Annotated in this window: 37 protein-coding genes and 1 pseudogene; 5 read left to right on the top strand and 33 right to left on the bottom strand. The window is 66.0% G+C overall.

Annotated elements, in window-relative coordinates; genetic code table 11:
* Positions 1–26: 26 nt before the first annotated feature.
* The 9 genes from E0497_RS13950 to infA all read right to left on the bottom strand — a co-directional run bounded on the left by E0497_RS13950 (position 27) and on the right by infA (position 5,742).
* A complete protein-coding gene (locus E0497_RS13950; protein WP_137725403.1) occupies positions 27–986 on the bottom strand; it encodes a lipase family alpha/beta hydrolase in 960 nt (319 codons plus the stop codon).
* A gap of 63 nt (positions 987–1,049) precedes the next feature.
* A complete protein-coding gene (gene truA, locus E0497_RS13945) occupies positions 1,050–1,949 on the bottom strand; it encodes a tRNA pseudouridine(38-40) synthase TruA (protein WP_137725402.1) in 900 nt (299 codons plus the stop codon).
* 12 nt (positions 1,950–1,961) lie between these two features.
* Positions 1,962–2,450 carry a 50S ribosomal protein L17 gene (gene rplQ / locus E0497_RS13940; RefSeq protein ID WP_137725401.1) on the bottom strand — a complete coding sequence of 163 codons (489 nt, stop codon included), beginning with the start codon at positions 2,448–2,450 and terminating at the stop codon, positions 1,962–1,964.
* Between the two features lie 55 nt (positions 2,451–2,505).
* The gene (locus tag E0497_RS13935; protein WP_137725400.1) at positions 2,506–3,570 is read right to left on the bottom strand and encodes a DNA-directed RNA polymerase subunit alpha; all 1,065 of its coding nucleotides are present in this window, start codon (positions 3,568–3,570) and stop codon (positions 2,506–2,508) included.
* Between the two features lie 117 nt (positions 3,571–3,687).
* Positions 3,688–4,293 carry a 30S ribosomal protein S4 gene (gene rpsD, locus E0497_RS13930; protein ID WP_137725399.1) on the bottom strand — a complete coding sequence of 202 codons (606 nt, stop codon included), beginning with the start codon at positions 4,291–4,293 and terminating at the stop codon, positions 3,688–3,690.
* Between the two features lie 21 nt (positions 4,294–4,314).
* Positions 4,315–4,728, bottom strand: a complete 414-nt coding sequence (gene rpsK / locus E0497_RS13925; RefSeq protein ID WP_137725398.1) for a 30S ribosomal protein S11 — start codon at positions 4,726–4,728, stop codon at positions 4,315–4,317.
* Positions 4,728–5,096, bottom strand: a complete 369-nt coding sequence (gene rpsM, locus E0497_RS13920; RefSeq protein WP_137725397.1) for a 30S ribosomal protein S13 — start codon at positions 5,094–5,096, stop codon at positions 4,728–4,730. Before rpsM ends, rpsK begins: the two co-directional genes overlap by 1 nt.
* Before the next feature lie 232 nt (positions 5,097–5,328).
* The gene (gene rpmJ, locus E0497_RS13915) at positions 5,329–5,442 is read right to left on the bottom strand and encodes a 50S ribosomal protein L36 (protein ID WP_003938068.1); all 114 of its coding nucleotides are present in this window, start codon (positions 5,440–5,442) and stop codon (positions 5,329–5,331) included.
* Positions 5,443–5,520: 78 nt separating this feature from the next.
* Positions 5,521–5,742 carry a translation initiation factor IF-1 gene (gene infA, locus E0497_RS13910; protein WP_003418601.1) on the bottom strand — a complete coding sequence of 74 codons (222 nt, stop codon included), beginning with the start codon at positions 5,740–5,742 and terminating at the stop codon, positions 5,521–5,523.
* Between the two features lie 225 nt (positions 5,743–5,967).
* On the opposite strand from infA, the gene dtd reads away from it, so the two are divergent.
* A complete protein-coding gene (dtd, locus tag E0497_RS13905) occupies positions 5,968–6,405 on the top strand; it encodes a D-aminoacyl-tRNA deacylase (protein WP_137725395.1) in 438 nt (145 codons plus the stop codon).
* 84 nt (positions 6,406–6,489) lie between these two features.
* On the opposite strand, the gene map is transcribed toward dtd, so the two are convergent.
* The 24 genes from map to rpsJ form a co-directional block, all read right to left on the bottom strand.
* Entirely contained in the window at positions 6,490–7,293 is an 804-nt protein-coding gene (gene map, locus E0497_RS13900; protein ID WP_137725394.1) for a type I methionyl aminopeptidase, read from the bottom strand.
* A gap of 5 nt (positions 7,294–7,298) precedes the next feature.
* Positions 7,299–7,844: an adenylate kinase gene (locus E0497_RS13895; RefSeq protein ID WP_137725393.1), complete on the bottom strand. Its 546-nt coding sequence runs from the start codon at positions 7,842–7,844 to the stop codon at positions 7,299–7,301.
* Positions 7,841–9,154, bottom strand: a complete 1,314-nt coding sequence (gene secY / locus E0497_RS13890) for a preprotein translocase subunit SecY (protein ID WP_137725392.1) — start codon at positions 9,152–9,154, stop codon at positions 7,841–7,843. The genes E0497_RS13895 and secY overlap by 4 nt, the downstream gene beginning before the upstream one ends.
* A gap of 221 nt (positions 9,155–9,375) precedes the next feature.
* Positions 9,376–9,816: a 50S ribosomal protein L15 gene (gene rplO / locus E0497_RS13885; RefSeq protein WP_137725391.1), complete on the bottom strand. Its 441-nt coding sequence runs from the start codon at positions 9,814–9,816 to the stop codon at positions 9,376–9,378.
* Positions 9,817–9,818: 2 nt separating this feature from the next.
* Positions 9,819–9,998, bottom strand: a complete 180-nt coding sequence (gene rpmD, locus E0497_RS13880) for a 50S ribosomal protein L30 (RefSeq protein WP_137725390.1) — start codon at positions 9,996–9,998, stop codon at positions 9,819–9,821.
* Positions 9,998–10,639 carry a 30S ribosomal protein S5 gene (gene rpsE, locus E0497_RS13875; RefSeq protein WP_137725389.1) on the bottom strand — a complete coding sequence of 214 codons (642 nt, stop codon included), beginning with the start codon at positions 10,637–10,639 and terminating at the stop codon, positions 9,998–10,000. The genes rpmD and rpsE overlap by 1 nt, the downstream gene beginning before the upstream one ends.
* 31 nt (positions 10,640–10,670) lie before the next feature.
* Entirely contained in the window at positions 10,671–11,078 is a 408-nt protein-coding gene (gene rplR / locus E0497_RS13870; RefSeq protein ID WP_137725388.1) for a 50S ribosomal protein L18, read from the bottom strand.
* Positions 11,079–11,080: 2 nt separating this feature from the next.
* Positions 11,081–11,620 carry a 50S ribosomal protein L6 gene (gene rplF / locus E0497_RS13865; RefSeq protein WP_137725387.1) on the bottom strand — a complete coding sequence of 180 codons (540 nt, stop codon included), beginning with the start codon at positions 11,618–11,620 and terminating at the stop codon, positions 11,081–11,083.
* Positions 11,621–11,634: 14 nt separating this feature from the next.
* Positions 11,635–12,033 carry a 30S ribosomal protein S8 gene (gene rpsH, locus E0497_RS13860; protein WP_031937772.1) on the bottom strand — a complete coding sequence of 133 codons (399 nt, stop codon included), beginning with the start codon at positions 12,031–12,033 and terminating at the stop codon, positions 11,635–11,637.
* A gap of 166 nt (positions 12,034–12,199) precedes the next feature.
* Positions 12,200–12,385: a type Z 30S ribosomal protein S14 gene (locus E0497_RS13855; protein ID WP_107982812.1), complete on the bottom strand. Its 186-nt coding sequence runs from the start codon at positions 12,383–12,385 to the stop codon at positions 12,200–12,202.
* Positions 12,386–12,389: 4 nt separating this feature from the next.
* Complete coding sequence (gene rplE / locus E0497_RS13850) at positions 12,390–12,956, bottom strand: 50S ribosomal protein L5 (RefSeq protein ID WP_137725386.1); 567 nt, start codon at positions 12,954–12,956, stop codon at positions 12,390–12,392.
* Position 12,957: 1 nt separating this feature from the next.
* The gene (gene rplX, locus E0497_RS13845) at positions 12,958–13,275 is read right to left on the bottom strand and encodes a 50S ribosomal protein L24 (protein ID WP_137725385.1); all 318 of its coding nucleotides are present in this window, start codon (positions 13,273–13,275) and stop codon (positions 12,958–12,960) included.
* Positions 13,275–13,643, bottom strand: a complete 369-nt coding sequence (rplN, locus tag E0497_RS13840) for a 50S ribosomal protein L14 (RefSeq protein ID WP_137725384.1) — start codon at positions 13,641–13,643, stop codon at positions 13,275–13,277. Before rplN ends, rplX begins: the two co-directional genes overlap by 1 nt.
* Positions 13,644–13,814: 171 nt before the next feature.
* Positions 13,815–14,105 (bottom strand): 30S ribosomal protein S17, encoded by a 291-nt coding sequence (rpsQ, locus tag E0497_RS13835; protein WP_137725383.1) that lies wholly within the window; start codon positions 14,103–14,105, stop codon positions 13,815–13,817.
* Positions 14,102–14,338: a 50S ribosomal protein L29 gene (gene rpmC / locus E0497_RS13830; RefSeq protein ID WP_137725382.1), complete on the bottom strand. Its 237-nt coding sequence runs from the start codon at positions 14,336–14,338 to the stop codon at positions 14,102–14,104. Before rpmC ends, rpsQ begins: the two co-directional genes overlap by 4 nt.
* On the bottom strand, positions 14,338–14,754 hold the full coding sequence (gene rplP / locus E0497_RS13825; protein WP_137725381.1) for a 50S ribosomal protein L16: 417 nt from the start codon (positions 14,752–14,754) through the stop codon (positions 14,338–14,340). Before rplP ends, rpmC begins: the two co-directional genes overlap by 1 nt.
* Positions 14,755–14,757: 3 nt before the next feature.
* Positions 14,758–15,558 carry a 30S ribosomal protein S3 gene (gene rpsC, locus E0497_RS13820; RefSeq protein ID WP_137725380.1) on the bottom strand — a complete coding sequence of 267 codons (801 nt, stop codon included), beginning with the start codon at positions 15,556–15,558 and terminating at the stop codon, positions 14,758–14,760.
* Entirely contained in the window at positions 15,558–15,962 is a 405-nt protein-coding gene (gene rplV / locus E0497_RS13815) for a 50S ribosomal protein L22 (protein WP_137725379.1), read from the bottom strand. The genes rpsC and rplV overlap by 1 nt, the downstream gene beginning before the upstream one ends.
* Entirely contained in the window at positions 15,959–16,240 is a 282-nt protein-coding gene (gene rpsS / locus E0497_RS13810) for a 30S ribosomal protein S19 (protein WP_005518370.1), read from the bottom strand. The genes rplV and rpsS overlap by 4 nt, the downstream gene beginning before the upstream one ends.
* 18 nt (positions 16,241–16,258) lie before the next feature.
* On the bottom strand, positions 16,259–17,095 hold the full coding sequence (gene rplB, locus E0497_RS13805) for a 50S ribosomal protein L2 (RefSeq protein WP_137725378.1): 837 nt from the start codon (positions 17,093–17,095) through the stop codon (positions 16,259–16,261).
* Positions 17,096–17,135: 40 nt separating this feature from the next.
* Positions 17,136–17,441, bottom strand: a complete 306-nt coding sequence (rplW, locus tag E0497_RS13800; protein ID WP_003940990.1) for a 50S ribosomal protein L23 — start codon at positions 17,439–17,441, stop codon at positions 17,136–17,138.
* Entirely contained in the window at positions 17,438–18,103 is a 666-nt protein-coding gene (gene rplD / locus E0497_RS13795) for a 50S ribosomal protein L4 (RefSeq protein WP_137725377.1), read from the bottom strand. The genes rplW and rplD overlap by 4 nt, the downstream gene beginning before the upstream one ends.
* On the bottom strand, positions 18,100–18,753 hold the full coding sequence (gene rplC, locus E0497_RS13790) for a 50S ribosomal protein L3 (protein WP_137725376.1): 654 nt from the start codon (positions 18,751–18,753) through the stop codon (positions 18,100–18,102). The genes rplD and rplC overlap by 4 nt, the downstream gene beginning before the upstream one ends.
* A gap of 28 nt (positions 18,754–18,781) precedes the next feature.
* Positions 18,782–19,087 carry a 30S ribosomal protein S10 gene (rpsJ, locus tag E0497_RS13785; RefSeq protein WP_003938093.1) on the bottom strand — a complete coding sequence of 102 codons (306 nt, stop codon included), beginning with the start codon at positions 19,085–19,087 and terminating at the stop codon, positions 18,782–18,784.
* Positions 19,088–19,582: 495 nt separating this feature from the next.
* On the opposite strand from rpsJ, the gene E0497_RS13780 reads away from it, so the two are divergent.
* The 4 genes and pseudogenes from E0497_RS13780 to E0497_RS13765 all read left to right on the top strand — a co-directional run bounded on the left by E0497_RS13780 (position 19,583) and on the right by E0497_RS13765 (position 23,293).
* Entirely contained in the window at positions 19,583–20,113 is a 531-nt protein-coding gene (locus E0497_RS13780) for a hotdog fold domain-containing protein (protein ID WP_137725375.1), read from the top strand.
* A gap of 179 nt (positions 20,114–20,292) precedes the next feature.
* Positions 20,293–21,258: pseudogene (locus tag E0497_RS13775) on the top strand (ATP-binding cassette domain-containing protein); the annotation flags it as partial.
* Between the two features lie 281 nt (positions 21,259–21,539).
* Positions 21,540–22,412, top strand: a complete 873-nt coding sequence (locus E0497_RS20840) for an ABC transporter permease (RefSeq protein ID WP_137725374.1) — start codon at positions 21,540–21,542, stop codon at positions 22,410–22,412.
* Between the two features lie 8 nt (positions 22,413–22,420).
* On the top strand, positions 22,421–23,293 hold the full coding sequence (locus tag E0497_RS13765) for an ABC transporter permease (RefSeq protein WP_421958348.1): 873 nt from the start codon (positions 22,421–22,423) through the stop codon (positions 23,291–23,293).
* Positions 23,294–23,431 lie beyond the last annotated feature (138 nt).

The raw sequence follows: 23,431 nt of genomic DNA, 5'->3' as shown, positions 1-23,431 counted from the left end.
CCGGCCGCCGCGCGCCGCTCACCGGTTCACCCGAGAGGGGTGCCGGTCAGCGGCGCGATCGGCAGGCACGGCACCGGACGCGGATGCTCCGGATCGAGCGCGTTGAGCACATACCCCGCCGCGACCGGTGACGCGGCGATCGCGAGATGCTCGGACAGGTCCTGCGGGCACCCGTCCTGGACGACGACGTTGACGGTGTCCGGTCCGGGCACCAGCCCGTTGGTGTAGGGCACGACCAGTTCGTCGTAGCGGGTCGCGATGTTCGTGTAGTGCACGCCCGGCGCGTACGGTCCGCCGGCGGCGTTCATGGCGTCGACGAAGTCGGTGCCGGGCGCCATGTCCAGGCAGGCGGCGCACAGCTGCCCGAACGTCTGCTCCTGCAGCGGACGCAACCCGAACTGTCGTGCGAATTCGGTGATCTCGCCGGACCGGAATGCGCCCGCCCCCAGCCACAGCGGGGCCAGCGACACATAGTTCTCGACCTTGTCGGCGCCGCCGAGGAACCGCACGTAGTAGCCCGGCATCAGGGTGCCCTGCGAATGTCCGACGATGTCGACCTTCTCCGCGCCCGTCGCGGCGAGCACCTGGTCGACGAACGCCGACAGTTCGTGCGCGCTGTCGGCCGGCGGCGTCAGCCCGCCGAACGCGCTACGCGGCCACTGACTTCCGGGAACCACCCCGTACGTGGGCGCGAAGACGCAGTAGCCCTCGTTCTTCAGCAGCGGGACGTACGTGGCCCAGTTGGTCTGCCGGTTGGCGCCGGTGCCGTGCACCAGGATCACCGGACGCGGATGCTCCGCGGTGGGCGTGCACGACCAGTCGTTCGAACCCGGCAGCGACCCACCGGGATCCGCGGTCTCGGCCGCGGCCCCGGCGAAGAAGTTGTGCGGCACCGGCAGCGGGTCGGCGGCCGCACCGCCGGGTGCGGCCAGTGCGACCGCCGTCAGGACCGCCGACACCATCACCACGACCACCGACCGACGCATCCGCGTCCCCCTCCCCTGATGTGGGAGCGACGGTAGCAGCACCGCGTCGGCCGGAGAGCGGTTTCAGCCGCCGCAGCAGCCGCCGGCCGGGTCGATCGGGGACCGGGTCTCCCGGGTCGCGATGTTGCGGGCCGCGAGATCCGCGTCCGCCGGGTAGTCGACGCGCACCAGCGACAGCCCGTGCGCCGGGGCGACCGCGACCGCGCTGGCCCGTTCCCGCTCCGACAACAGGGCGCCCATCCACTCGACGGTGCGCCGGCCCTCACCGACCGCGAGTGCCGCCCCGACGAGGCTGCGCACCATCGACCAGCAGAACGCGTCGGCGGTGACGAAGGCCGTCAATTCGTCGCCGTTGCGGTCCCAGTCGAAGCGCTGCAACTCACGGACCGTCGTCGCACCCTCGCGACGTTTGCAGAATGCCGCGAAGTCGTGCAGACCGATCAGCCGGGACGACGCCTCCCGCATCGCGTCCACGTCGACGGTCTTGGGCCATGCGACGGTGTCGCGGGCCCGCAGCGGATCCGCACCGTGTGGGGCGGTCGTCAACCGGTACTCGTAGTGCCGGCGGACCGCGGAGAAGCGGGCGTCGAAATGCTCGGGTGCGAACGAGACGCCGGTGACCCGCACATCCTTCGGGAGGAAACGGGCGAGTCGCCGCACCAGCCGGGACGGATCCTCCGGAATCGTGTCGGCCGGGACGTCGACGTGCGCGACCTGACCACTCGCGTGGACACCGGCGTCGGTGCGTCCGGCGACCGTCAACAGGACCGGGGTACGGACGATCGCGCTCAGCTTCTCCTCGATCTCACCGCACACGGTGCGGCGGCCGGGCTGCCGCGCCCACCCGGAGAAGTCGGTGCCGTCGTAGGAAATATCGAGCCGCAAGCGAACGAGCCCGCCGTCCCCGAGGGGGGCGGCGGGCTCGTTCGATTCGGCATTGCTCGCGCTGTGTGCCGAAACCAAGTGGACTAGTCCTTACTTGGCCTCGTCGGCGGACTCGGCCTCGGCAGCGGGTGCCTCGGCAGCGTCCTCAGCCTTGGTCTCCTCGACCACGGCTTCCTGCGAAGCAGCGACGCGACGTGCGCGGTCCGCCTCGGAGGTGACCGTCTTCTCCCGGACGAGCTCGATGATCGCCATCGGAGCGTTGTCGCCCTTGCGGGGAATGGTCTTGATGATGCGGGTGTAGCCGCCGTCGCGATCCTCGTAGAACGGGCCGATCTCCGCGAACAGGGCGTGCACGACGTCCTTGTTGCGGATGACCTTGAGAACCTCACGACGGTCGGCCAGGGTTCCACCCTTGGCCTTGGTCACGAGCTTCTCGGCGTACGGACGCAGGGCCTTGGCCTTGGCCTCCGTGGTGGTGATACGGCCGTGTTCGAAGAGGGCGGTCGCCAGGTTGGCGAAGATCGCCTTCTGGTGCGACGCCGACCCGCCGAAGCGGGCACCCTTCTTGGGCTTGGGCATTGGAGCTCCTCTTGGGCTCGCCCAGCACATTTGCCCATGTGCCGGGGGCTACGGGTTAAAGCTGTTCGGTCTCGGCGTAGTCCTGGTCGGTGCCGTCAGCATCGCTGAAGGTACCGGCGTCGGTGTCGCTCCACGTTCCGGTGGCGGCGTCGTAGCCGGCAACGGTCGTCGGATCGAAGGACGCAGGGCTGTCCTTGAGGGCGAGGCCGAGCGAATGCAGCTTGACCTTGACCTCGTCGATGGACTTCTGTCCGAAGTTGCGGATGTCGAGCAGATCGGACTCCGTGCGTGCCACGAGCTCACCGACGGTGTGAACACCCTCGCGCTTGAGGCAGTTGTAGGAGCGGACCGTCAGGTCCAGATCCTCGATGGGGAGCCCGAAGGACGCGATGTGGTCGGCCTCGGCGGGCGAGGGTCCGATCTCGATGCCTTCTGCTTCGACGTTCAGCTCACGGGCCAGGCCGAAGAGCTCAACCAGGGTCTTGCCCGCCGAAGCGAGCGCGTCCCGAGCGGTGATGGAGTTCTTGGTCTCCACGTCGAGAATCAACCGATCGAAGTCGGTGCGCTGCTCGACGCGGGTCGCTTCCACCTTGTAGGTGACCTTGAGCACCGGCGAGTAGATCGAGTCGACCGGGATCCGGCCGATCTCTGCGCCGGCCGCCTTGTTCTGAACGGCGGGGACGTAGCCGCGACCGCGCTCGACGATGAGCTCGATCTCCAGCTTGCCCTTGTCGTTCAGGGTGGCGATGTGCAGATCCGGGTTGTTCACCGTGACGCCGGCCGGCGGAACGATGTCACCCGCAGTCACGGCCCCGGGGCCCTGCTTGCGGACGTACATCGTGACCGGCTCGTCCTCTTCGGAGCTCACGACCAGGCCCTTGAGGTTCAGGATGATGTCGGTGACATCTTCCTTCACACCGGGGACGGTGGTGAACTCGTGCAGGACGCCGTCGATACGGATGCTGGTGACAGCAGCGCCGGGGATCGACGACAGCAGGGTGCGGCGCAGCGAATTGCCGAGGGTGTACCCGAAGCCAGGCTCGAGGGGCTCGATGACGAACTTCGAGCGGTTGTCAGCGATGACCTCTTCGGACAGCGTGGGTCGCTGAGAAATGAGCATTGGATTTCCTCCTGTACGGGCGTCCACTATTTGACGCCCACGATGGGAACAGGCCTGCGGCCTGTGAGCGGTTGGCGAACCCGAAGACTCGCCGACCACTCACAGGCACGAAGTGCCTTACTTCGAGTAGAACTCGACGATCAGCTGTTCCTGCAGCGGAACCTCGATCTGTGCACGCTCGGGGAGCTGGTGCACCAGGATGCGCAGACGGCCGCCGACGACCTGGAGCCAACCCGGGATCGGGCGATCGCCCTGGGTCTCACGGGCAACCTGGAACGGCAGGGTCGCCAGCGACTTCTCCTTGACATCGATGATGTCGTACTGCGAGACGCGGTAGCTGGGGATGTCGACCTTCTTGTTGTTCACGAGAAGGTGACCGTGCGTGACCAGCTGACGCGCCTGACGGCGGGTGCGAGCCAGGCCGGCGCGGTACACGACGTTGTCGAGACGCGACTCCAGGATGCGGAGCAGGTTCTCGCCGGTCTTGCCCGGGCGAGCGTTCGCCTCTTCGTAGTAGCGGCGGAACTGCTTCTCCATGACGCCGTAGGTGAAGCGAGCCTTCTGCTTCTCCTGCAGCTGGAGCAGGTACTCGCTCTCCTTGATCCGCGCGCGGCCGTGCTGGCCCGGCGGGTAGGGGCGACGCTCGAACGCCTGGTCGCCTCCGACGAGGTCGACGCGCAGACGACGCGACTTGCGGGTGATGGGGCCGGTATAACGTGCCATTTTCTAAACCTTTCCTTCCCGCTAGACCCGACGCCGCTTGGGCGGACGGCAGCCGTTGTGCGGCTGGGGAGTGACATCGGAGATGGTGCCGACCTCGAGGCCTGCAGCCTGCAGCGAACGGATCGCCGTCTCGCGGCCCGAGCCCGGACCCTTGACGAAGACGTCGACCTTCTTGACGCCGTGCTCCTGCGCCTTGCGGGCAGCGCTCTCGGCGGCCAGCTGGGCAGCGAACGGAGTCGACTTACGCGAGCCCTTGAAGCCCACGTGGCCCGACGACGCCCAGGAGATGACGTTGCCGGCCGGGTCGGTGATCGACACGATCGTGTTGTTGAAGGTGCTCTTGATGTGAGCGGCACCGAGCGGGATGTTCTTCTTTTCCCTACGACGCGCCTTCTGGGTCTTCTTCGGACCGGTGCTACGTGACTTCGGAGGCATTACTTCTTCTTTCCTGCGACGGTGCGCTTCGGACCCTTGCGGGTACGGGCGTTGGTCTTGGTGCGCTGGCCACGCACGGGCAGACCACGACGGTGGCGCAGGCCCTGGTAGCAGCCGATCTCGATCTTGCGACGGATATCCGCCTGCACCTCGCGACGCAGGTCACCCTCGACCTTGACCGACTCCTCGATGTACTCGCGGAGCTTGCCCAGGTCCTCGTCGGTCAGGTCCTTGCTGCGCAGGTCCGGGTTGACACCCGTGGCAGCCAGGATTTCCTTGGAAGTCGTGCGACCGATTCCGAAGATGTAAGTCAGTGCGATCTCCATGCGCTTTTCGCGAGGAAGATCGACACCTGCGAGACGTGCCATGTGGCATTCCTTTTCGGTGTGCGGAGGTCTGCTCCCAGTCCGTCCCCTGCGTCGAAAAACTCTGCGGTCGAACTTCGCAGTGGGGCCCCGGCCTCCGTGCCGAGGGTGAACCGCTACCTGCCTTCGGGAGGTCCCTGCGGGATCCCTGAGCCGATGGTGGCGGCTGGTGCTGAGAGGTCTTCTTTGTGCTCGTTGCCAAGCAGATCTCGAAGAAGGTGTGAACTACTGGGGACTAGCCCTGACGCTGCTTGTGACGCAGGTTCTCGCAGATCACCATGACGCGCCCGTTACGGCGGATCACCTTGCACTTCTCGCAGATCTTCTTGACGCTAGGCTGAACCTTCACGTAAGTCTGATCTCCTGTTGTCTGTCCACCCGGCGGGCGGACATAGTTTTCCCCGGCCGGGAGCGACCGGGGAAGCTCTTACTTGTAGCGGTAAACGATGCGCCCACGCGACAGGTCGTAGGGCGACAGCTCCACGACGACGCGGTCCTCGGGCAGAATGCGAATGTAGTGCTGACGCATCTTGCCGCTGATGTGTGCGAGGACCTTGTGGCCGTTCTCCAACTCGATGCGGAACATCGCATTGGGCAGCGGCTCGACAACTCGTCCCTCGACCTCGATGGCCCCGTCCTTCTTAGCCATGTCCTCCGCGATCCGTTGATTGGCGTATGAGTGCATCGGCTACCGTCACCGGTATCCGCTACAACGATGGTCCCGTACACGTCCGGCCGAGAACGACTCCGACACCAGGGCCGGACACGCAAACAACCGATACGCAGGACGCACCGTTGTTCCATCCTACCGACAATTGCCGACCAGGCCAAATGCGGGCCGGAGTGCCGGCGGCTCACCGAAAGGAATCGATACATGCGTGCGCTCGTCCAGCGGGTCACGTCGGCGGCCGTCACCGTCGACGGCGAGGAGGTCGGCCGGATCGACCCGGCCGACGGCGGCCAGGGCCTGCTCGTACTCCTCGGCGTCGGCCACGACGACGACCCGGTCGCGGCGTCGAACCTGGCCCGCCGGGTGTGGCGGCTGCGGATCCTCGACGACGAGTTGTCCGCGTCCGACGTCGGCGCCCCGATCCTCGTCGTCAGCCAGTTCACGCTCCTGGCCGACACCCGGAAGAGCCGGCGGCCGTCGTGGTCGGCGGCGGCGCCGCGCGCGGTGGCCGAACCGGTGGTCGACGCGTTCGCCGACGCCCTGCGTGAACTCGGGGCCACCGTCGCCGCGGGCCGGTTCGGCGCCGACATGCAGGTCGCGCTCGTCAACGACGGACCGGTGACCGTCCTGCTCGAGGGCTGAATCTCACATCCCACGAAAAACGCCGCGCCGGTCGGTGCTTCGTGCACTGTGACCGGCGCGGCGTCGTCGTGACGCGGGGCGTCCTCAGTTGTCGCCGGGACGCAGCGTGAGGATGCGCGGACCGTCCTCGGTGACGGCGACCGTGTGCTCCCAGTGGGCGGCACGGGTGCCGTCGGTGGTCACCACCGTCCAGTCGTCGCCGAGTACCTCGGTCTCGTAGGTGCCGAGGGTGAGCATCGGCTCGATCGCCAGCACCGACCCGACCACCAGGTGCGGACCCTTGCCGGGCGCGCCCTCGTTGGGCAGGAACGGATCCATGTGCATCTCGCGGCCGATCGCGTGCCCGCCGTAGCCGTCGACGATCCCGTAGGAGCGGCCGTGCAACTTCTCGGCGGCCTTCGTCCCCAACTCGATCGCATGGGAGACGTCGGTGAGCCGGTTGCCGTCGATCATCGCGGCGATGCCGGCTTCCATCGACAGCCGGGTGGCCTCGCTCAGCTGGGCGTCGGCCTCGCTGAGCTCGCCGACACCGAACGTCCACGCCGAGTCGCCGTGCCAGCCGTCGAGGATGGCGCCGCAGTCGATCGACACCAGGTCGCCTTCGGCGAGGATGTCGTCGGCCGACGGGATGCCGTGCACGACACGGTCGTTGACCGACGAGCAGATCGACCCGGTGAACCCGTGGTAGCCGAGGAACGACGGCACCGCACCGGCGTCCCGGATCACCGCGTCGGCGACCCGGTCCAGCTCGAGCGTGCTCACACCCGGCTTGGCCGCGTCCCGCACCGCCACGAGGGCGGCACCGACGATCGCACCCGCAGCCGCCATGGCGTCGAGCTCACCTGCCGTGCGGAACGGAACGACCTTGCGCTTGCGGCCGAATGCCATTGCTACTACTTCCCCAGCGCCGCGAGTGCGCGAGCGTTGACCTCTTCGACGGCACCGACGGCGCCGACGGTGACGAGCTGGTCCGCGTAGTGGTCGAGCAGCGGGGCGGTCTCCTCGCGGTAGACGCGCATCCGGTTGCGGATGACGTCCTCGGTGTCGTCGGCGCGGCCGCGGGCCAGCATCCGCTCGACGACGACCTCGTCGTCGACCTCGAATGCGAGGACACCGTCGAGCTTCGCGCCCAGGCCGGCGAGGATCTCCTCGAGCGCCTTCGCCTGATCGACCGTGCGGGGGAAACCGTCGAGCAGGAAACCGTTCGCGGCGTCCGGCTCGGCGACACGTGCCTTCACCATGTTGTTGGTGATCTCGGTGGGCACGAGCTCACCGGCATCCATGTACTTCTTCGCCTCGAGACCGAGTGCCGTCTGCTGACCGATGTTGGCGCGGAACAGGTCGCCCGTCGAGATGTGCGGAACGCCGAGCTTCTCCGACAGGATGGCGGCCTGGGTGCCCTTCCCGGCACCGGGGGGACCAACGAGGACGAGTCTCACTTGAGGAACCCTTCATAGTTGCGCTGCATGAGTTGACTCTCGATCTGCTTGACGGTGTCGAGACCGACACTGACCAGAATCAGGATGGCTGCGCCACCGAAGATGCTGCTGCCGGCGCTCCCCTGGGAGAGGAAGAAGTTGGGCAGAACAGCGATCAGACCGAGATAGATGGCGCCCGGCAGCGTGATGCGGCTGAGCACGTACTGGAGGTAATCCGCCGTCGGGCGGCCCGGACGGATACCCGGAACGAAGCCACCGAACTTCTTCATCTCGTCGGCGCGTTCCTCCGTGTCGAAGGTGATCGCGACGTAGAAGTACGTGAAGAAGACGATGAGCAGGAAGTAGATGAGGATGTAGACCGGGTTCGACGGGTTCACCAGGTACTGGTTGACCATACGCTGCCACCAACTCGGGTCCGGGTTCGTGGTGGCCCCGGTGAGCTGTGCGATCAGGTTGGGCAGGTACAGCAGCGACGACGCGAAGATCACGGGGATGACGCCGGCCTGGTTGACCTTGAGCGGCAGGTACGTCGACGAACCGCCGTACATCCGGCGTCCGACCATCCGCTTGGCGTACTGCACCGGAATGCGGCGCTGGCCCTGCTCGACGAACACGACACCGGCGATCAGCACGAGTGCCGCGACACACACGGCCGCGAAGATGAGGCCGCCCCGCGAGTCCAGGATCGCCTTGCCCTCGGACGGGATGCGCGACGCGATGCCGGCGAAGATCAGCAGCGACATGCCGTTGCCGACGCCACGTTCGGTGATCAGCTCACCGAACCACATGACGAGGGCCGCACCGGCGGTCATGACGAGGACGATGACGATCAGGCCGAAGACACTCTCGTCGGCGAGGATCGATTGGGTACATCCCTGCAGCAACTGTCCCCGGGCCGCGAGCGCGACGATGCCGGTGGACTGCAGCACGGCCAGCGCGATCGACAGATAGCGCGTGTACTGCGTCATCTTCGTCTGCCCGGCCTGGCCCTCCTTGCGGAGTTCCTCGAACTTCGGGATGACGACGGTGAGCAGCTGCACGATGATACTGGCGGTGATGTACGGCATGATGCCGATCGCGAACACCGACAGCTGCAGTAGCGCACCACCGGAGAACAGGTTGATCAGCGAGTAGATGCCGGCCGAATCGCCACCGGACACCTGGTCGATACACGCACGCACGTTGACGTAGTCGACACCGGGCGAGGGCAGCGTGGCACCCAGCCGATACAGGGCAACCAGACCGAGGGTGAAGAGGATCTTCCGCCTCAGGTCAGGAGTCCTGAGGGCCGAGACAAAGGCGGAAAGCAAAGATCCTCCTGGCGCACGACATACGGGGAGCCGACCTGATTGACCCGCCCTGTGGATTGCAGAACTCTAGAACTCTAACAGTGACACATGAAAACACAGCCCTGTTACGGGGCTGTCGGCCTCCCCAGTATGCCTGCCCGGGAAGCCCGTGAAGCGACGAACGGCCGCAACTCCCCCTACTGGGATGAGTTGCGGCCGTTCGTCAGCTGACGCGAGCTAGATCACAGCTCGGTGGTGGTACCACCGGCAGCGACGATCTTCTCCTTGGCAGCGCCCGAGAACTTGTCCGCGGTGACCTGAACGGCAACCGTGATCTCGCCCTCGGCGAGCACCTTCACGAGCTGGTTCTTGCGAACCGCCCCGGCGGCGACGAGCTCGGCAACGCCGATCTGTCCACCCTCGGGGAACAGGCGAGCGATGTCGCCGACGTTCACGACCTGGTACTCGGTCCGGAACCGGTTCTTGAAGCCCTTGAGCTTGGGCAGACGCATGTGCAGCGGCATCTGTCCACCCTCGAAGGCGGCCGACACGTTCTTACGTGCCTTGGTGCCCTTGGTGCCGCGACCGGCGGTCTTACCCTTCGAGCCCTCACCGCGACCGACGCGAGTCTTGTCGGTCTTGGCGCCGGGCGCGGGGCGCAGGTGGTGCAACTTGATGGTCATGGTTAGACCTCCTCAACCGTGACGAGGTGGCGAACCACGTTGATCAGCCCGCGGTTCTGCGCGTTGTCCTCACGGACGACGCTCTTGCGGATGCCCTTGAGCCCCAGCGTCCGCAGGCTGTCCTTCTGGTTCTGCTTGGTCCCGATGGTGCTCTTGACCTGGGTGACCTTCAGATCTGCCATTACTTCACGCTCCCAGCCTGTGCGCGTGCGCGCAGCATGCCGGCGGGGGCCACGTCCTCGATCGGCAGACCGCGACGAGCGGCAACCTCTTCGGGACGCTGCAGGCCCTTGAGCGCGGCAACCGTCGCGTGCACGACGTTGATCGCGTTGTCACTGCCCAGCGACTTGGCGAGGATGTCGGAGACACCCGCGCACTCGAGCACGGCACGCACCGCGCCACCGGCGATCACACCGGTACCCGGGCTGGCCGGACGCAGCATGACGACACCGGCCGCCGCTTCGCCCTGGACCGGGTGGGTGACGGTGCTGCCGATGAGCGGCACACGGAAGAAGCTCTTGCGAGCCTCCTCGACGCCCTTCTGGATGGCCGCGGGAACTTCCTTGGCCTTTCCGTAGCCGACGCCGACGAGTCCGTTGCCGTCGCCCACGATCACGAGAGCGGTGAAGCTGAAGCGACGACCGCCCTTGACGACCTTCGACACGCGGTTGATGGAGACGACGCGCTCGATGTAGTTCGACTTCTCGGCAGCGTTGTCGCGACGGTTGTCACGACGATCGCGTCCGCCGCGGTTGTCGCCCTGGTTCGGCCCATTCTGTCCGGCGGGTCCGCTTCCGCCGTCACGCCTTTGACGTCCCGGCATCAGGCATTCCTTCCGTTGATAATGTTGGTCATCAGAACTTCAACCCGCCTTCGCGAGCAGCATCGGCCAGAGCGGCGATGCGGCCGCTGTAGGTGTGGCCACCGCGGTCGAAGACCACGGCCTCGATGCCGGCAGCCTTGGCGCGCTCGGCGATCAGCTGACCGACCTTGGCGCCACGGGCCTTCTTGTCTCCGTCCAGCACACGCACGTCCGCCTCGATGGTCGACGCGGCGGCAAGGGTCTTGCCGGCCAGGTCGTCCACCAGCTGCACGTGGATGTGACGCGAGGAGCGGTTCACGACGAGGCGCGGACGCTCGGGGGTGCCGGAGATCTTCTTGCGCAGACGGAAGTGACGACGCGCCTTCGACAGACGACGCGCGGTGGACACGTCCTTGCCCAGCGGAATCCGCTTGGCTTTCTGGTTTGCAGTCTGGCTCATAATCACTTACCCGTCTTTCCGACCTTGCGACGGACCTGCTCACCCTCGTAGCGGATGCCCTTGCCCTTGTAGGGGTCGGACTTGCGCAGGCGGCGGATGTTGGCCGCGATCTGGCCGACCTTCTGCTTGTCGATGCCGGCGACCGAGAAACGGGTCGGCGTCTCGACTGCGAAGGCGATGCCCTCGGGAGCCTCGATCAGGACCGGGTGGCTGAAGCCGAGGGCGAACTCGAGGTCCTTGCCCTTGAGCGCCACACGGTAACCGACACCGTGGATCTCCATCTTGGTGGTGTAGCCGGCGGTGACGCCGACGATCATGTTCTGCACGAGGGTGCGCGACAGACCGTGCAGCGCACGGCTGCGACGCTCGTCGTCGGGACGGGCGACCTGAAGGGCACCGTCCTCACCCTTGGCGATCGAGATCGGCTCGGCGATCGTCAGCGACAGGGTGCCCTTGGGACCCTTGACCGCGACGTCCTGGCCGTCGATGGACACGTCGACGCCAGCGGGGACGGCGACCGGAATCTTTCCAATACGCGACATTCTGGTGGCCTCCCTTACCAGACGTAGGCGAGGACTTCCCCGCCCACTCCCTGATTGGCCGCCTGGCGGTCGGTGAGCAGGCCGGAAGACGTGGAGATGATAGCCACGCCGAGGCCGCCCAGGACCTTGGGCAGGTTGGTGGACTTCGCGTACACGCGCAGTCCCGGCTTCGAGACACGGCGGACACCGGCGAGGCTACGCTCGCGGCTCGGGCCGTACTTGAGGTCGACGATCAGCGTCTTGCCGACCTCGGCGTCCTCGGTGCGGTAGTCCGCGATGTAGCCCTCACGCTTGAGGATCTCGGCGATGTTCGCCTTGATCTTCGAGTGCGGGAGCTTCACCTCGTCGTGGTACGCCGAGTTGGCATTACGCAGACGCGTCAAGAAGTCTGCGATCGGATCAGTCATGGTCATGAGTTGACCTGTGCACCTTTCTCGCTGCGGTTCCCATGCAACGCCGGGTCCGGGCCCACTCCCCCGCCGGAGCGAGGGAGTGGGCCGGCCCGACCGTGGGCCTACAACGAAGTGGTTCTTATCTTCACCGTTCCGAGGTTACGGAACGGAAGTCTGTTGCGGCTGGTTACCAGGAGCTCTTGTGAACGCCCGGCAGCTCGCCCGCGTGAGCCATCTCGCGCACGCAGATTCGGCACAGGCCGAACTTGCGGAACACTGCGTGCGGGCGACCGCACTTCTGGCAACGGGTGTACGCGCGCACCGCGAACTTCGGCTTCTTGTTGGCCTTGTTGACCAGTGCCTTCTTAGCCATGGGCTCAGTTCTCCTTGAACGGGAAGCCGAGGTGCTTGAGCAGCGCACGGCCTTCTTCGTTGTTGGTGGCGGTGGTCACGACGGTGATGTCCATACCGCGCGGGCGATCGATCTTGTCCACATCGATCTCGTGGAACATCGACTGCTCGTTGAGGCCGAACGTGTAGTTGCCGTTGCCGTCGAACTGGTTGCCCGACAGGCCGCGGAAGTCGCGGATACGGGGCAGCGCGATGGACACGAGGCGGTCCAGGAACTCCCACATGCGGTCGCCGCGCAGCGTGACGCGCGCACCGATCGGCATGCCTTCACGCAGCTTGAACTGTGCGATGGACTTGCGGGCCTTGCGGATCTCGGGCTTCTGGCCGGTGATCAGGGTGAGGTCGGCGACCGCACCGTTGATCAGCTTCGCGTCGCGGGCGGCGTCGCCGACACCCATGTTGACGACGACCTTGACCAGGCCGGGGATCTGCATGACGTTCGCGTAGGCGAACTCCGCGTTCAGCGCGTCACGGATCTCCGCACGGTAGCGGGTCTTCAGACGCGGCTGGATCTTGTTCTCGGTGGAGGTCATGTCAGATGTCCTTCCCGTTCTTCCGGGAAATGCGAACGCGCTTGCCGGTCTCCTCGTCGGTGCGGTAGCCGACGCGAGTCGGGTTACCGTCCGAGTCGACGACCATGACGTTCGAGACCTGGATCGGAGCTTCCTGCGTCACGATGCCGCCGGAGGAGGCGCCACGCTCGTTCGCAGAGACCGCGGTGTGCTTCTTCATGCGGTTCACGCCCTCGACGAGGACCTTGCCGGTCGCGGGGAAGGCCTGGATGACCTTGCCCTTCGCGCCCTTGTCCTTGCCGGCGATGACCAGCACGGTGTCACCCTTGTGCACCTTCATCACAGCACCTCCGGGGCGAGCGAGACGATCTTCATGAACTTCTTGTCACGCAGCTCACGGCCGACGGGTCCGAAGATTCGGGTTCCACGCGGATCGTTGTCAGCCTTGATGATGACGGCGGCGTTCTCGTCGAACTTGATGTACGAGCCGTCCGGCCGGCGGCGCTCCTTGGCGGTGCGCACGACGACAGCCTTGACGACGTCGCCCTTCTTGACATTTCCACCCGGGGTTGCGTCCTTGACGGTGGCGACGATGACGTCACCGATCCCGGCGTAGCGACGGGACGAGCCACCGAGAACGCGGATGCAGAGAATCTCCTTGGCACCCGTGTTGTCGGCGACGCGCAGTCGCGACTCCTGCTGAATCACTTACTTCTCCTTGACCTGGCTGTTATCGACCTGTCGACTCGCACGCGAGTCGGTAGATCGTGCGCGGCAGATTTCCGACCCGACGCGCGCGGTCCGTACCCGCCGATGGTGGGGTTGCCGCTGTTGAACACAGGGCAACCCCACCATCGTACTGGATACGTCAGAAGGCTCTTACTTGGCCTTCTCGAGAACCTCGACCAGACGCCAGCGCTTGGTCGCCGACAGCGGTCGGGTCTCCATGAGCTGGACGCGGTCGCCGATGCCGGCGAGGCCGTTCTCGTCGTGCGCCTTGACCTTCGAGGTGCGTCGGATGATCTTGCCGTAGAGCGGGTGCTTCACCCGGTCCTCCAGCTCGACCACGATGGTCTTCTCCATCTTGTCCGAGACCACGTAGCCGATGCGGACCTTGCGGCTGCCGCGCTCTTCGGTGCTGTTGGTGCTCACTGCCTTTTCCTCACTCATGCCGCGTCACCTGCGTCCGGACCGGAGGCCAGGCCGAGCTCACGCTCGCGCAGGACGGTGTAGATGCGCGCAATCTCGTGACGGACCGTGCGCAGCCGGCGGTTGTTGTCCAGCTGGCCGGTGGCCATCTGGAAACGAAGGTTGAACAGTTCTTCCTTCGCCTCGCGGAGCTTGGTGACCAACTCTTCGTCGGTCAGCTCGCGGAGCTCTGCAGCAGGGCTGGTGGTTGCCATCAGAACTGCTCCTCCCTCGTCACGATCCGGCACTTGCACGGGAGCTTGTGCATCGCGCGGCGCAGGGCCTCGCGAGCGGTCTCCTCGTTCGGGTAGCTCATCTCGAACATCACCCGTCCGGGCTTGACGTTCGCGACCCACCACTCCGGCGAACCCTTACCGGAACCCATGCGGGTTTCGGCAGGCTTCTTCGTCAGCGGGCGATCCGGGAAGATGTTGATCCAGATCTTGCCGCCACGCTTGATGTGACGAGTCATGGCGATACGAGCGGACTCGATCTGCCGGTTGGTGATGTAGGCCGGCTCGAGAGCCTGGATGCCGTACTCACCGAAGGCCACCTGGGTCCCGCCCTTGGCGGCACCCGAACGGCTCGGGTGGTGCTGTTTGCGGTGCTTGACCCGGCGCGGGATCAACATGCGTCAGCCCTCCTTCTGCTCGGTCGAAGCGGGTGCATCGGCGGTGGCGGTCGCAGCGCGGCCGGCCTCGGTGCTGGTCGCGGTGGTGCCGGTGGCACCGGAACGACGCGGACGGCTCGGACGCTCGCGGCGCGGGCGGTCGGCCGGCGCAGCGGCGGCGGACAGCTCACGCTTGCCACCGACGACGTCGCCCTTGTAGATCCAGACCTTCACGCCGATGCGACCGAAGGTGGTCTTGGCCTCGTAGAGGCCGTAGTCGATGTCCGCACGCAGGGTGTGCAGCGGAACGCGACCCTCACGGTAGAACTCCGAGCGGCTCATCTCGGCGCCGCCGAGGCGGCCCGAGCACTGCACGCGGATGCCCTTGACGTTCGGCTGACGCATGGCCGACTGGATGGCCTTGCGCATGGCGCGACGGAACGCGACACGGTTGCTCAGCTGCTCGGCGACACCCTGTGCCACCAGCTGGGCCTCGGCCTCGGCGTTCTTGACCTCGAGGATGTTCAGCTGGACCTGCTTGCCGGTCAGCTTCTCGAGGGCGGCGCGGATGCGATCGGCTTCGGCGCCACGGCGACCGATGACGATGCCCGGACGTGCGGTGTGGATGTCCACACGCACACGGTCACGGGTGCGCTCGATCTCGACCTTCGCGATGCCGGCCCGCTCCATGCCCGTGGACAGGAGCTTCCGGATCTCGACGTCTTCCTTGACGTACTCCGCGTACTGCTTGTCTGCGTACCAGCGCGACTTCCAGTCGGTCGTGATGCCGAGGCGGAAGCCGTGCGGGTTGATCTTCTGGCCCACTACTGACCACTTCCCTTCCGACGGTTACGACCCGAGGCGCCGCCGCGACCGGCGACACTCTCGACGATGACGGTGATGTGGCTCGAACGCTTACGGATCCGGAAAGCCCGGCCCTGGGCGCGCGGCTGGAACCGCTTCAGGGTCGCACCCTCGTCCACGAACGCCGTCGAGATGACGAGCGTGGTGGGATCGAGGTTCAGGTTGTTCTGCGCGTTGGCAGCGGCGCTGGCGATCACCTTGGCGACCGGCTCAGCCGCGGCCTGCGGCGCGAACTTCAGAATCGCGAGGGCCTCGTCGACCGACTTGCCGCGGACGATGTCCACGACGCGACGCGCCTTCATGGGGGTCACGCGCACATGGCGCGCGACCGCCTTCGCAGTGGGGTTCTGGGTTTCAGTACTCATCGACGCTTGCTCTTCCGGTCGTCCTTGATGTGTCCCTTGAACGTCCTGGTCGGTGCAAACTCTCCGAGCTTGTGGCCAACCATCGAATCCGAGACGAACACCGGAACGTGCTTGCGTCCGTCGTGGACGGCAAACGTGTGACCGATGAAGTCCGGAATGATCGTGGAACGACGGCTCCAGGTCTTGATGACCTGCTTGGTGCCCTTCTCGTTCTGCACGTCCACCTTCGCAAGGAGGTGGTCATCGACGAACGGGCCCTTCTTAAGGCTGCGTGGCATCCTTCACTCCCTCCTTGACTAGCGCTTGTTCTTGCCGGTACGGCGACGACGGACGATGAGCTTGTCGCTCGCCTTGTTCTTGCGGGTACGACCCTCGGGCTTGCCCCAGGGGCTGACCGGGTGGCGACCACCGGAGGTCTTACCCTCACCACCACCGTGCGGGTGGTCGACGGGGTTCATGACCACACCGCGGACGGTCGGGCGGACGCCCTTCCAGCGCATACGGCCGGCCTTGCCCCAGTTGATGTTCGACTGCTCGGCGTTGCCGACCTCGCCGACGGTGGCGCGGCAGCGCACGTCGACGCGACGGATCTCGCCGGACGGCATACGCAGCGTGGCGTAGGTGCCTTCCTTGCCGAGGAGCTGGATGCTGGCGCCGGCGGAGCGGGCCATCTTGGCGCCGCCACCCGGACGCAGCTCGACTGCGTGGATGGTGGTACCGGTGGGGATGTTGCGCAGCGGCAGGTTGTTACCCGGCTTGATGTCGGCCGTGGGGCCGGACTCGATCGGGGTGCCCTGCACCAGGCCCTTGGGGGCGATGATGTAGCGCTTCTCGCCGTCTGCGTAGTGCAGCAGCGCGATGCGGGCGGTGCGGTTGGGGTCGTACTCGATGTGAGCGACCTTGGCCGGCACGCCGTCCTTGTCGTTGCGACGGAAATCGATCAGCCGGTAGGCGCGCTTGTGTCCGCCACCCTTGTGACGGGTGGTGATGCGACCGTGGGCGTTACGACCACCGCGACCGTGCAGCGGGCGAACCAGCGACTTCTCGGGCGTCGACCGAGTGATCTCGGCGAAGTCCGAGACACTCGCGCCGCGCCGACCCGGGGTAGTCGGCTTGTACTTACGGATTGCCATGAGTCTTCTCGTCCTCTATATCTCGTCAAGTCCCAGACGCTTACGCGACCGGGCCTCCGAAGATCTCGATGGGCTTGCTGTCGGCCGAGAGGGTCACGAGCGCGCGCTTGGTGTCCTTGCGCTTGCCGTAACCGAAGCGGGTCCGCTTGCGCTTGCCCTGACGGTTGGCGGTGTTGACGCTGGTCACCTTCACGCCGAAGACCTTCTCCACGGCGATCTTGATCTGCGTCTTGTTCGAGTCCGGGTGCACCAGGAAGGTGTAGGTGCCTTCCTCGATCAGCCCGTAGGACTTCTCGGAGATGACCGGAGCCAGCAAGATGTCGCGCGGGTCGGCGATGGTGCTCACTTGCTCTCCTCCTCGTTCTTGGCCGGGCCCGCGATGAAGGTGTTCAGAGCCTCGAGGCTGAACACGACGTCATCGCTGTTGAGCACGTCGTAGGTGTTGAGCTGGTCGGGTGCGATGGGGTGCACGCCTTCCAGGTTCTGCACGCTCTTCCACGCTGCGATGTCCTCGCGGCCGACGACCAGCAGGAACTTCTTGCGGTCGGAGATCTCGCCCAGGAACGACTTCGCCGTCTTGGTGGACGGGACCTGCCCGGCGACCAGTTCGGTGATGACGTGGATGCGCTCGCTGCGTGCCCGGTCGGAGAGGGCGCCACGGAGAGCGGCAGCCTTCATCTTCTTGGGGGTGCGCTGCGAGTAGTCACGCGGCTGCGGGCCGTGGACGACGCCACCGCCGGCGAACTGCGGCGCACGGGTCGAGCCCTGACGTGCGCGGCCGGTGCCCTTCTGGCGGTACGGCTTCCTGCCACCGCCGCGAACCTCGCCGCGGGTCTTGGTGGAGTGCGTGCCCTGACGTGCCGCTGCGAGCTGCGCGACGACGACCTGGTGCATCAGAGCGATGTTGGAGGTCGCGTCGAAGATCTCGGCGGGGAGGTCGATGGTGCCGTTGGTCTGGCCACCGGCAGCCTTGACGTCGAGGGTCAGCTTGGTTGCGGTCTCGGTCATGCCGAAGCACCACCCTTCACTGCGGTCTTGACGATCACGACGCCGCCCTTGCGGCCCGGGATCGCACCCTTGATCAGCAGCAGGCCGTTCTCGGCGTCCACCTTGTGGACCGAGAGGTTCTGCGTGGTGATGCGGTCGTTGCCCATACGGCCCGACATGCGCATGCCCTTGAACACGCGGCCGGGGGTGGCGCAGCCACCGATGGAACCCGGGCGACGGTGCACAGCCTGCGCACCGTGCGAGGCGCCCTGGCCGGCGAAGCCGTGACGCTTCATGGTGCCGGCGAAGCCCTTGCCCTTGGAGGTGCCGGTGACGTCGACGTATGCGCCGTCCTCGAAGACCTCGGCGGTGAGCTCCTGGCCGACCTCGTATGCCGAGGTGTCGGCGACACGAAGCTCGACGACGTGGCGACGCGGGGTGACGCCGGCCTTGGCGAACTGGCCCGAGGTGGGCTTGTTCACCTTGCGCGGGTCGATGGCGCCGAACGCCAGCTGCACGGCGCTGTAGCCGTCACGCTCTTCGGTACGGATCTGGGTGACGACGTTCGGCCCAGCCTTGACGACGGTGACCGGGACGACCCGGTTGTTCTCGTCGAAGACCTGGGTCATGCCGAGCTTGGTGCCCAGGATTCCCTTGATCTGATTAGTCATGTGTTATCTCCGCTGCGTCTTCCCAAGCTCACTGAATGTTGACGTCGACGCTGGCCGGAAGGTCGATGCGCATGAGGGCATCGACGGTCTTCGGCGTCGGGTCGAGGATGTCGATCAGCCGCTTGTGAGTACGCATCTCGAAGTGCTCGCGCGAGTCCTTGTACTTGTGCGGCGAGCGGATGACGCAGTACACGTTCTTCTCGGTGGGCAACGGCACAGGGCCGACCACACGGGCCCCGGTACGGGTCACCGTCTCGACGATCTTGCGCGCTGACGCGTCGATCGCCTCATGGTCATAGGCCTTGAGCCTGATGCGGATCTTCTGTCCCGCCACGCTTAGTGTCCTTTTCTTGCCGCGTTTCGTAGAACCCGAACGTGCCGGGGACTACCTCGTCTGCACAGTCCCCGACTGGAAACCCGACACGAACAACAATTGCGCTCGAAACATCACTCGATCCGCTGCCGCTGTTCATGTGTCATGGTCCTCCGGTACACGCGGTCGGGCGTGTCGCCCTGCCTCTCGTTCCCGACCTCCGGAAAACCTCTCCAGGAGTCACGGAACTGCGCACCGGATGCACCCCGAGGGGTGCAAACGTTGGGTACTGCTTCCGTCTTGCATCGCCGTGACCAGGTCTTTCGACCTTACGCTCGACGTCCATCCAGCCCGACTCGGGTCGTGACGGATCGCGATCCCGGTCAAGGCAACCCGATCAGTATGCCGTAGGTGGCGGCAGAGTTCAAATCCCTATTTTCGGGACATGCGAGGTCAGCGGCCGTGCGCACCCGAATCGGGCGCACGCGAACTTACTTCCGAGTAAGATTTGTGGCCATGGACTCCGCGACCACTCCCCCGCAGCCGCCGGCCACCGCGACCCACCCGGAGTCCCACCGGGCGACGTACCGGAGTTGGCAACGCTTGCCGCGCAACCGTTTCGGGCGCGCCCTGTTCTCGGTGGGGATGTGCGCGCGGGTGCCGTTCTTCGCGACGGTGCTGCCGACGGTGCAGGAGTTGGAGCCGGGCCGGTGTGTGGTGTCGGCCCCCAAGTGGTGGGGTGTGCACAACCATCTGGGCACGTTCCACGCGATCGCGGCGTGCAATCTGGCGGAGATCGCGATGGGCATGCTCGCAGAGGCGACAGTCCCGTCGACGCACCGATGGATCCCGAAGTCGATGTCGGTGGACTATCTCGCCAAGGCGGGCACCGGCCTGACCGCGACCGCGCAGCTCCCGGAGGTTCCCGACCTCGCCGGACACCCGGACGGCATCGAGGTGCCGGTGCCGGTGTCGATCACGGACCGGTCCGGCACGGAGGTGGTGCGTGCGGCGATCACGATCTGGGTGACGTCCGCCACTCGGTAGGGTGACCTGTCCCTCTCCTGCTCGTCGAATCACGGGGAACGTCGTATCGATCGGTAACATTCGGGGGGACCGACGTCGATGGACGAATGCGATGCGTGCAGTGCTTCGCGGCCGTCCCGCCTGGTGGCTGACGTGAATTTCAGCCGCCGGCACCTATCAGCGACCCACAGCGGAGTGTGATGCCAACCATGCAGGACCACGCTGTCCTCGTCGAGGACGTGCACAAGTCCTACGGGGACGTGCAAGCACTTCGAGGAATCAGTTTCTCGGCTCCTCGGGGGAGCGTGCTCGGCATCCTCGGACCCAACGGCGCAGGTAAGACGACGACGGTGAAGATCCTGTCGACGCTCGTGCCGCCGACGTCGGGGCGGGCGTTCATCGCCGGCTACGACGTGGTCAAGGAGGCCGCGCAGGTGCGGCGCTCGATCATGATGACGGGCCAGTACGCGGCGCTCGACGAGGCGCTCACCGGCCGCGAGAACCTGGTGTTGTTCGGCCGGCTGATGGGCCTCGACGGTTCGTCGGCCCGGGCCCGCGCGGACGAACTGCTCCAGGAGTTCGATCTGGTGGAGGCCGGGAAGCGTCCGGTCCGCGGCTATTCGGGTGGCATGCGCCGACGCGTCGACATCGCGTGCGGGCTCGTGGTGCGTCCCGAGGTGGTGTTCCTGGACGAGCCGACGACGGGTCTGGATCCGCGGAGCCGTCAGGGTGTGTGGAATCTGGTGGAGACGCTCAAGAGCAAGGGCATCACGGTGCTGCTCACCACGCAGTATCTCGAGGAAGCCGATCTGCTCAGCGACAACATCATCGTGATCGACAAGGGCACGGTGGTGGCCGAGGGCACCGCCGATCAGCTCAAGGCCCGCACGGGCGGCACGTTCTGCGATGTGGTGCCGACGGATCCGACGCATCTTCCGGCGGTGGTCCAGGTGCTCGGCGAGATGGTGCCGGTGGAGGTGCGCACCGAGGTGCTCGCCGATCCGGAGGCCGATCGGATCTCGTTCCCGGCGCCGTACGGTGCCGCGACGCTCAGCGAGGCGCTGCGCCGGCTCGACGGTGCGGGTATCGCACTCGACGACATCGGGTTGCGGCGGCCGTCGCTCGACGACGTGTTCCTCGCCCTGACCGGGCATGCGCCGCTGCATCTCCCCCAGGGTGACGACGCCGCCGGCAACAACACCGGTCCGACGCCGCCGCAGGCTCCGCGGCCGCCGATGCCGCCGCAGCAGGGTGGACCGCGTCCGCCGATGCCGCCGAACGGTATGCGGCCCCCGGTGCCCCCGAACGGTGCGCGCCCGCCGATGCCGCCGCCGAACGGCGTGCGACCGCCGGTGCCCCCGATGACCCAACAGATGCCGGCGCAGCAGCCGCCACAGGGCGGTCCCCGCCCGCCGATGCCGCCGGCACCTCGTGCGGAGGCGCAGCAATGAGTGCAGACGCCCAGCCGTATCTTCTTCCGAACTCCCCCGCCACTGCCGCGGCGGACGCGGAGGTGGCCGAGTCGCGCGCGAAGGTTCCCGGTATCGGCGCGCATCGGCGCCCGAATCCGACGGGTTTGAGCCAGTGGTGGGCACTCACCGCGCGCGCGGTGGCGCAGCAGTTCCGTAACGGCACGATTCTGATCTCGGTGCTGGCGCCGTTCATCACGGGTCTCGGTTTCTATCTGCCACTGAAATACATCATGAAGTTCCAGGGCATCGACTACGCACAGTTCATCCTGCCCATCGTGGTCCTGCAGTCGATGTCGTACACGGTGATGAACATTGCGAACACCGCGGCCCGGGAGTCTGTGACGGGTCTGACGGCTCGCATGCAGACGATGCCGGTGGCCAGTTTGGCGCCGTTGATGTCCCGAATATCCGTGGGCGTCGTGCAGTCGCTGGTGTCACTGGCAGCTGCGACCGCGTTCGGTTATCTGATCGGGTTCCGCTTCACCGGTAACTGGTTGACGATCGTCCTGTTCTGCCTGGTCGCGCTTGTATTCGCAACTGTGTTGTCGTTCGGCGCCGACATGATCGGGTGTCTCACCAGAAGTCCAGAGGCGACGGCGCAGGCGTTGACGCTGCCGCAGCTGATCCTGGGCATGATGTCGTGTGGGTTCGTGCCCGAGTCCGGGTTCCCGGAATGGGTTCGCCCGTTTGTGCGGAACCAGCCGGTGTCGCAGTATTCGTTCGCGCTGCGGGATCTCGCCGAGGGACACATCAACTGGAACATCCTGTTCCCCTCCTTCATGTGGACCGTCGGCCTGGCGGTCGTACTCATCCCAATGGCCCTGTGGGCCAGCACGCGACGGAAGTGACGGCGGCTGTGAGTCAGGCATCGACGCAGGTTTCGTCGGGGCGTTCGGTCGACGTCATCGACATTGATTTCCCGGATCCCAACGATCGGGCCTCGGAGTCGGAACACTCCGCGCAGGCGCTGGTGGTGCACAGCCGGATGCAGTCGTGGCGACTGCTCAAGCGGTGGTCGCGGGATCCCACGACGGTGGTGCAGGCGCTGCTGTATCCGGCGCTGATGCTGTTCATGTTCAGCATCGTGCTGGGCGATTCGATCGAGAAGGCCACCGGGGCGCCGGCCGTGTACGGGTACGTGCCGATGATGATCCTGACCGGTTCGATGTTCGGTTCGGTGGTCAGCGCGGTGGGTCTGCGGATGGAGAAGGAGAGCGGCCTGCTGGGCCGGTTCTGGACGCTGCCGATCCATAGGGCATCAGGTCTGGTGGGCCGAATGATCGCGGAGTCGGTGCGCGTGCTGGCGACGACGATCGTGATTCTGATCGCCGGCTTCGCACTCGGCTTCCGGTTCGATCAGGGCCCGCTGGCGGCTCTCGCGCTATTACTGGTCCCGCTGCTGTTCAGTGTCGCGTTCGCGATGATGGTGACGGCGTTCGCGACGTATGCGGGCAAGGCTCCGCTGGTGGAGTTCGTATCGCTGGCATGCACGTTGCTGATGTTCTTCAATACTGGTTTCGTGCCGTTGATGGCGTATCCGAAGTGGTTGCAGCCGGTGGTGGAGCATCAGCCGATGTCGTATGCGATCGATGTGATGCGCGGATTGTCGTTGGGCGGGCCGGTCCTGACGCCGTTGATCGGCACACTAGTATGGTCGGTCGGCATCTTCGCTGTGTTCCTCTACCCCGCTATCCGGGGCTACAAGCACGCGGCGCAGACTGGCGCGTAATGGGGGGACCCTTCCCAGGGGCCCGGCAAAGTCGCATAACCCCATGTCAGGCGGCATGAAGTAGATCGATCGGTCGGTGTGGATCACGGCCGTGGTGGCGTAGCGCGCCGGCGATGTTGGTGTGGCCGGCGAGCCGCA

The sequence above is a fragment of the Prescottella subtropica genome, from assembly GCF_005434945.1.
Taxonomy (GTDB): domain Bacteria; phylum Actinomycetota; class Actinomycetes; order Mycobacteriales; family Mycobacteriaceae; genus Prescottella; species Prescottella subtropica.
This window is presented reverse-complemented; position numbering and strand designations above follow the sequence as displayed.

What these genes read in the sequence shown, in the direction of transcription:
- E0497_RS13950 (WP_137725403.1), bottom strand. Translation starts at nt 986, where the DNA reads ATGCGTCGGTCGGTGGTCGTGGTGATGGTGTCGGCGGTCCTGACGGCG.
- rplQ (WP_137725401.1), bottom strand. Translation starts at nt 2,450, where the DNA reads ATGCCCAAGCCCAAGAAGGGTGCCCGCTTCGGCGGGTCGGCGTCGCAC.
- E0497_RS13935 (WP_137725400.1), bottom strand. Translation starts at nt 3,570, where the DNA reads ATGCTCATTTCTCAGCGACCCACGCTGTCCGAAGAGGTCATCGCTGAC.
- rpsD (WP_137725399.1), bottom strand. Translation starts at nt 4,293, where the DNA reads ATGGCACGTTATACCGGCCCCATCACCCGCAAGTCGCGTCGTCTGCGC.
- rpsK (WP_137725398.1), bottom strand. Translation starts at nt 4,728, where the DNA reads ATGCCTCCGAAGTCACGTAGCACCGGTCCGAAGAAGACCCAGAAGGCG.
- rpsM (WP_137725397.1), bottom strand. Translation starts at nt 5,096, where the DNA reads ATGGCACGTCTCGCAGGTGTCGATCTTCCTCGCGAAAAGCGCATGGAG.
- infA (WP_003418601.1), bottom strand. Translation starts at nt 5,742, where the DNA reads ATGGCTAAGAAGGACGGGGCCATCGAGGTCGAGGGACGAGTTGTCGAG.
- dtd (WP_137725395.1), top strand. Translation starts at nt 5,968, where the DNA reads ATGCGTGCGCTCGTCCAGCGGGTCACGTCGGCGGCCGTCACCGTCGAC.
- map (WP_137725394.1), bottom strand. Translation starts at nt 7,293, where the DNA reads ATGGCATTCGGCCGCAAGCGCAAGGTCGTTCCGTTCCGCACGGCAGGT.
- rplO (WP_137725391.1), bottom strand. Translation starts at nt 9,816, where the DNA reads ATGACCATCAAGTTGCACCACCTGCGCCCCGCGCCCGGCGCCAAGACC.
- rpmD (WP_137725390.1), bottom strand. Translation starts at nt 9,998, where the DNA reads ATGGCAGATCTGAAGGTCACCCAGGTCAAGAGCACCATCGGGACCAAG.
- rpsE (WP_137725389.1), bottom strand. Translation starts at nt 10,639, where the DNA reads ATGCCGGGACGTCAAAGGCGTGACGGCGGAAGCGGACCCGCCGGACAG.
- rplR (WP_137725388.1), bottom strand. Translation starts at nt 11,078, where the DNA reads ATGAGCCAGACTGCAAACCAGAAAGCCAAGCGGATTCCGCTGGGCAAG.
- rplF (WP_137725387.1), bottom strand. Translation starts at nt 11,620, where the DNA reads ATGTCGCGTATTGGAAAGATTCCGGTCGCCGTCCCCGCTGGCGTCGAC.
- rpsH (WP_031937772.1), bottom strand. Translation starts at nt 12,033, where the DNA reads ATGACCATGACTGATCCGATCGCAGACTTCTTGACGCGTCTGCGTAAT.
- E0497_RS13855 (WP_107982812.1), bottom strand. Translation starts at nt 12,385, where the DNA reads ATGGCTAAGAAGGCACTGGTCAACAAGGCCAACAAGAAGCCGAAGTTC.
- rplE (WP_137725386.1), bottom strand. Translation starts at nt 12,956, where the DNA reads ATGACCTCCACCGAGAACAAGATCCAGCCGCGTCTGAAGACCCGCTAC.
- rplX (WP_137725385.1), bottom strand. Translation starts at nt 13,275, where the DNA reads ATGAAGGTGCACAAGGGTGACACCGTGCTGGTCATCGCCGGCAAGGAC.
- rpsQ (WP_137725383.1), bottom strand. Translation starts at nt 14,105, where the DNA reads ATGAGTGAGGAAAAGGCAGTGAGCACCAACAGCACCGAAGAGCGCGGC.
- rpmC (WP_137725382.1), bottom strand. Translation starts at nt 14,338, where the DNA reads ATGGCAACCACCAGCCCTGCTGCAGAGCTCCGCGAGCTGACCGACGAA.
- rplP (WP_137725381.1), bottom strand. Translation starts at nt 14,754, where the DNA reads ATGTTGATCCCGCGCCGGGTCAAGCACCGCAAACAGCACCACCCGAGC.
- rplV (WP_137725379.1), bottom strand. Translation starts at nt 15,962, where the DNA reads ATGAGTACTGAAACCCAGAACCCCACTGCGAAGGCGGTCGCGCGCCAT.
- rpsS (WP_005518370.1), bottom strand. Translation starts at nt 16,240, where the DNA reads ATGCCACGCAGCCTTAAGAAGGGCCCGTTCGTCGATGACCACCTCCTT.
- rplB (WP_137725378.1), bottom strand. Translation starts at nt 17,095, where the DNA reads ATGGCAATCCGTAAGTACAAGCCGACTACCCCGGGTCGGCGCGGCGCG.
- rplD (WP_137725377.1), bottom strand. Translation starts at nt 18,103, where the DNA reads ATGACCGAGACCGCAACCAAGCTGACCCTCGACGTCAAGGCTGCCGGT.
- rplC (WP_137725376.1), bottom strand. Translation starts at nt 18,753, where the DNA reads ATGACTAATCAGATCAAGGGAATCCTGGGCACCAAGCTCGGCATGACC.
- E0497_RS13780 (WP_137725375.1), top strand. Translation starts at nt 19,583, where the DNA reads ATGGACTCCGCGACCACTCCCCCGCAGCCGCCGGCCACCGCGACCCAC.
- E0497_RS20840 (WP_137725374.1), top strand. Translation starts at nt 21,540, where the DNA reads ATGAGTGCAGACGCCCAGCCGTATCTTCTTCCGAACTCCCCCGCCACT.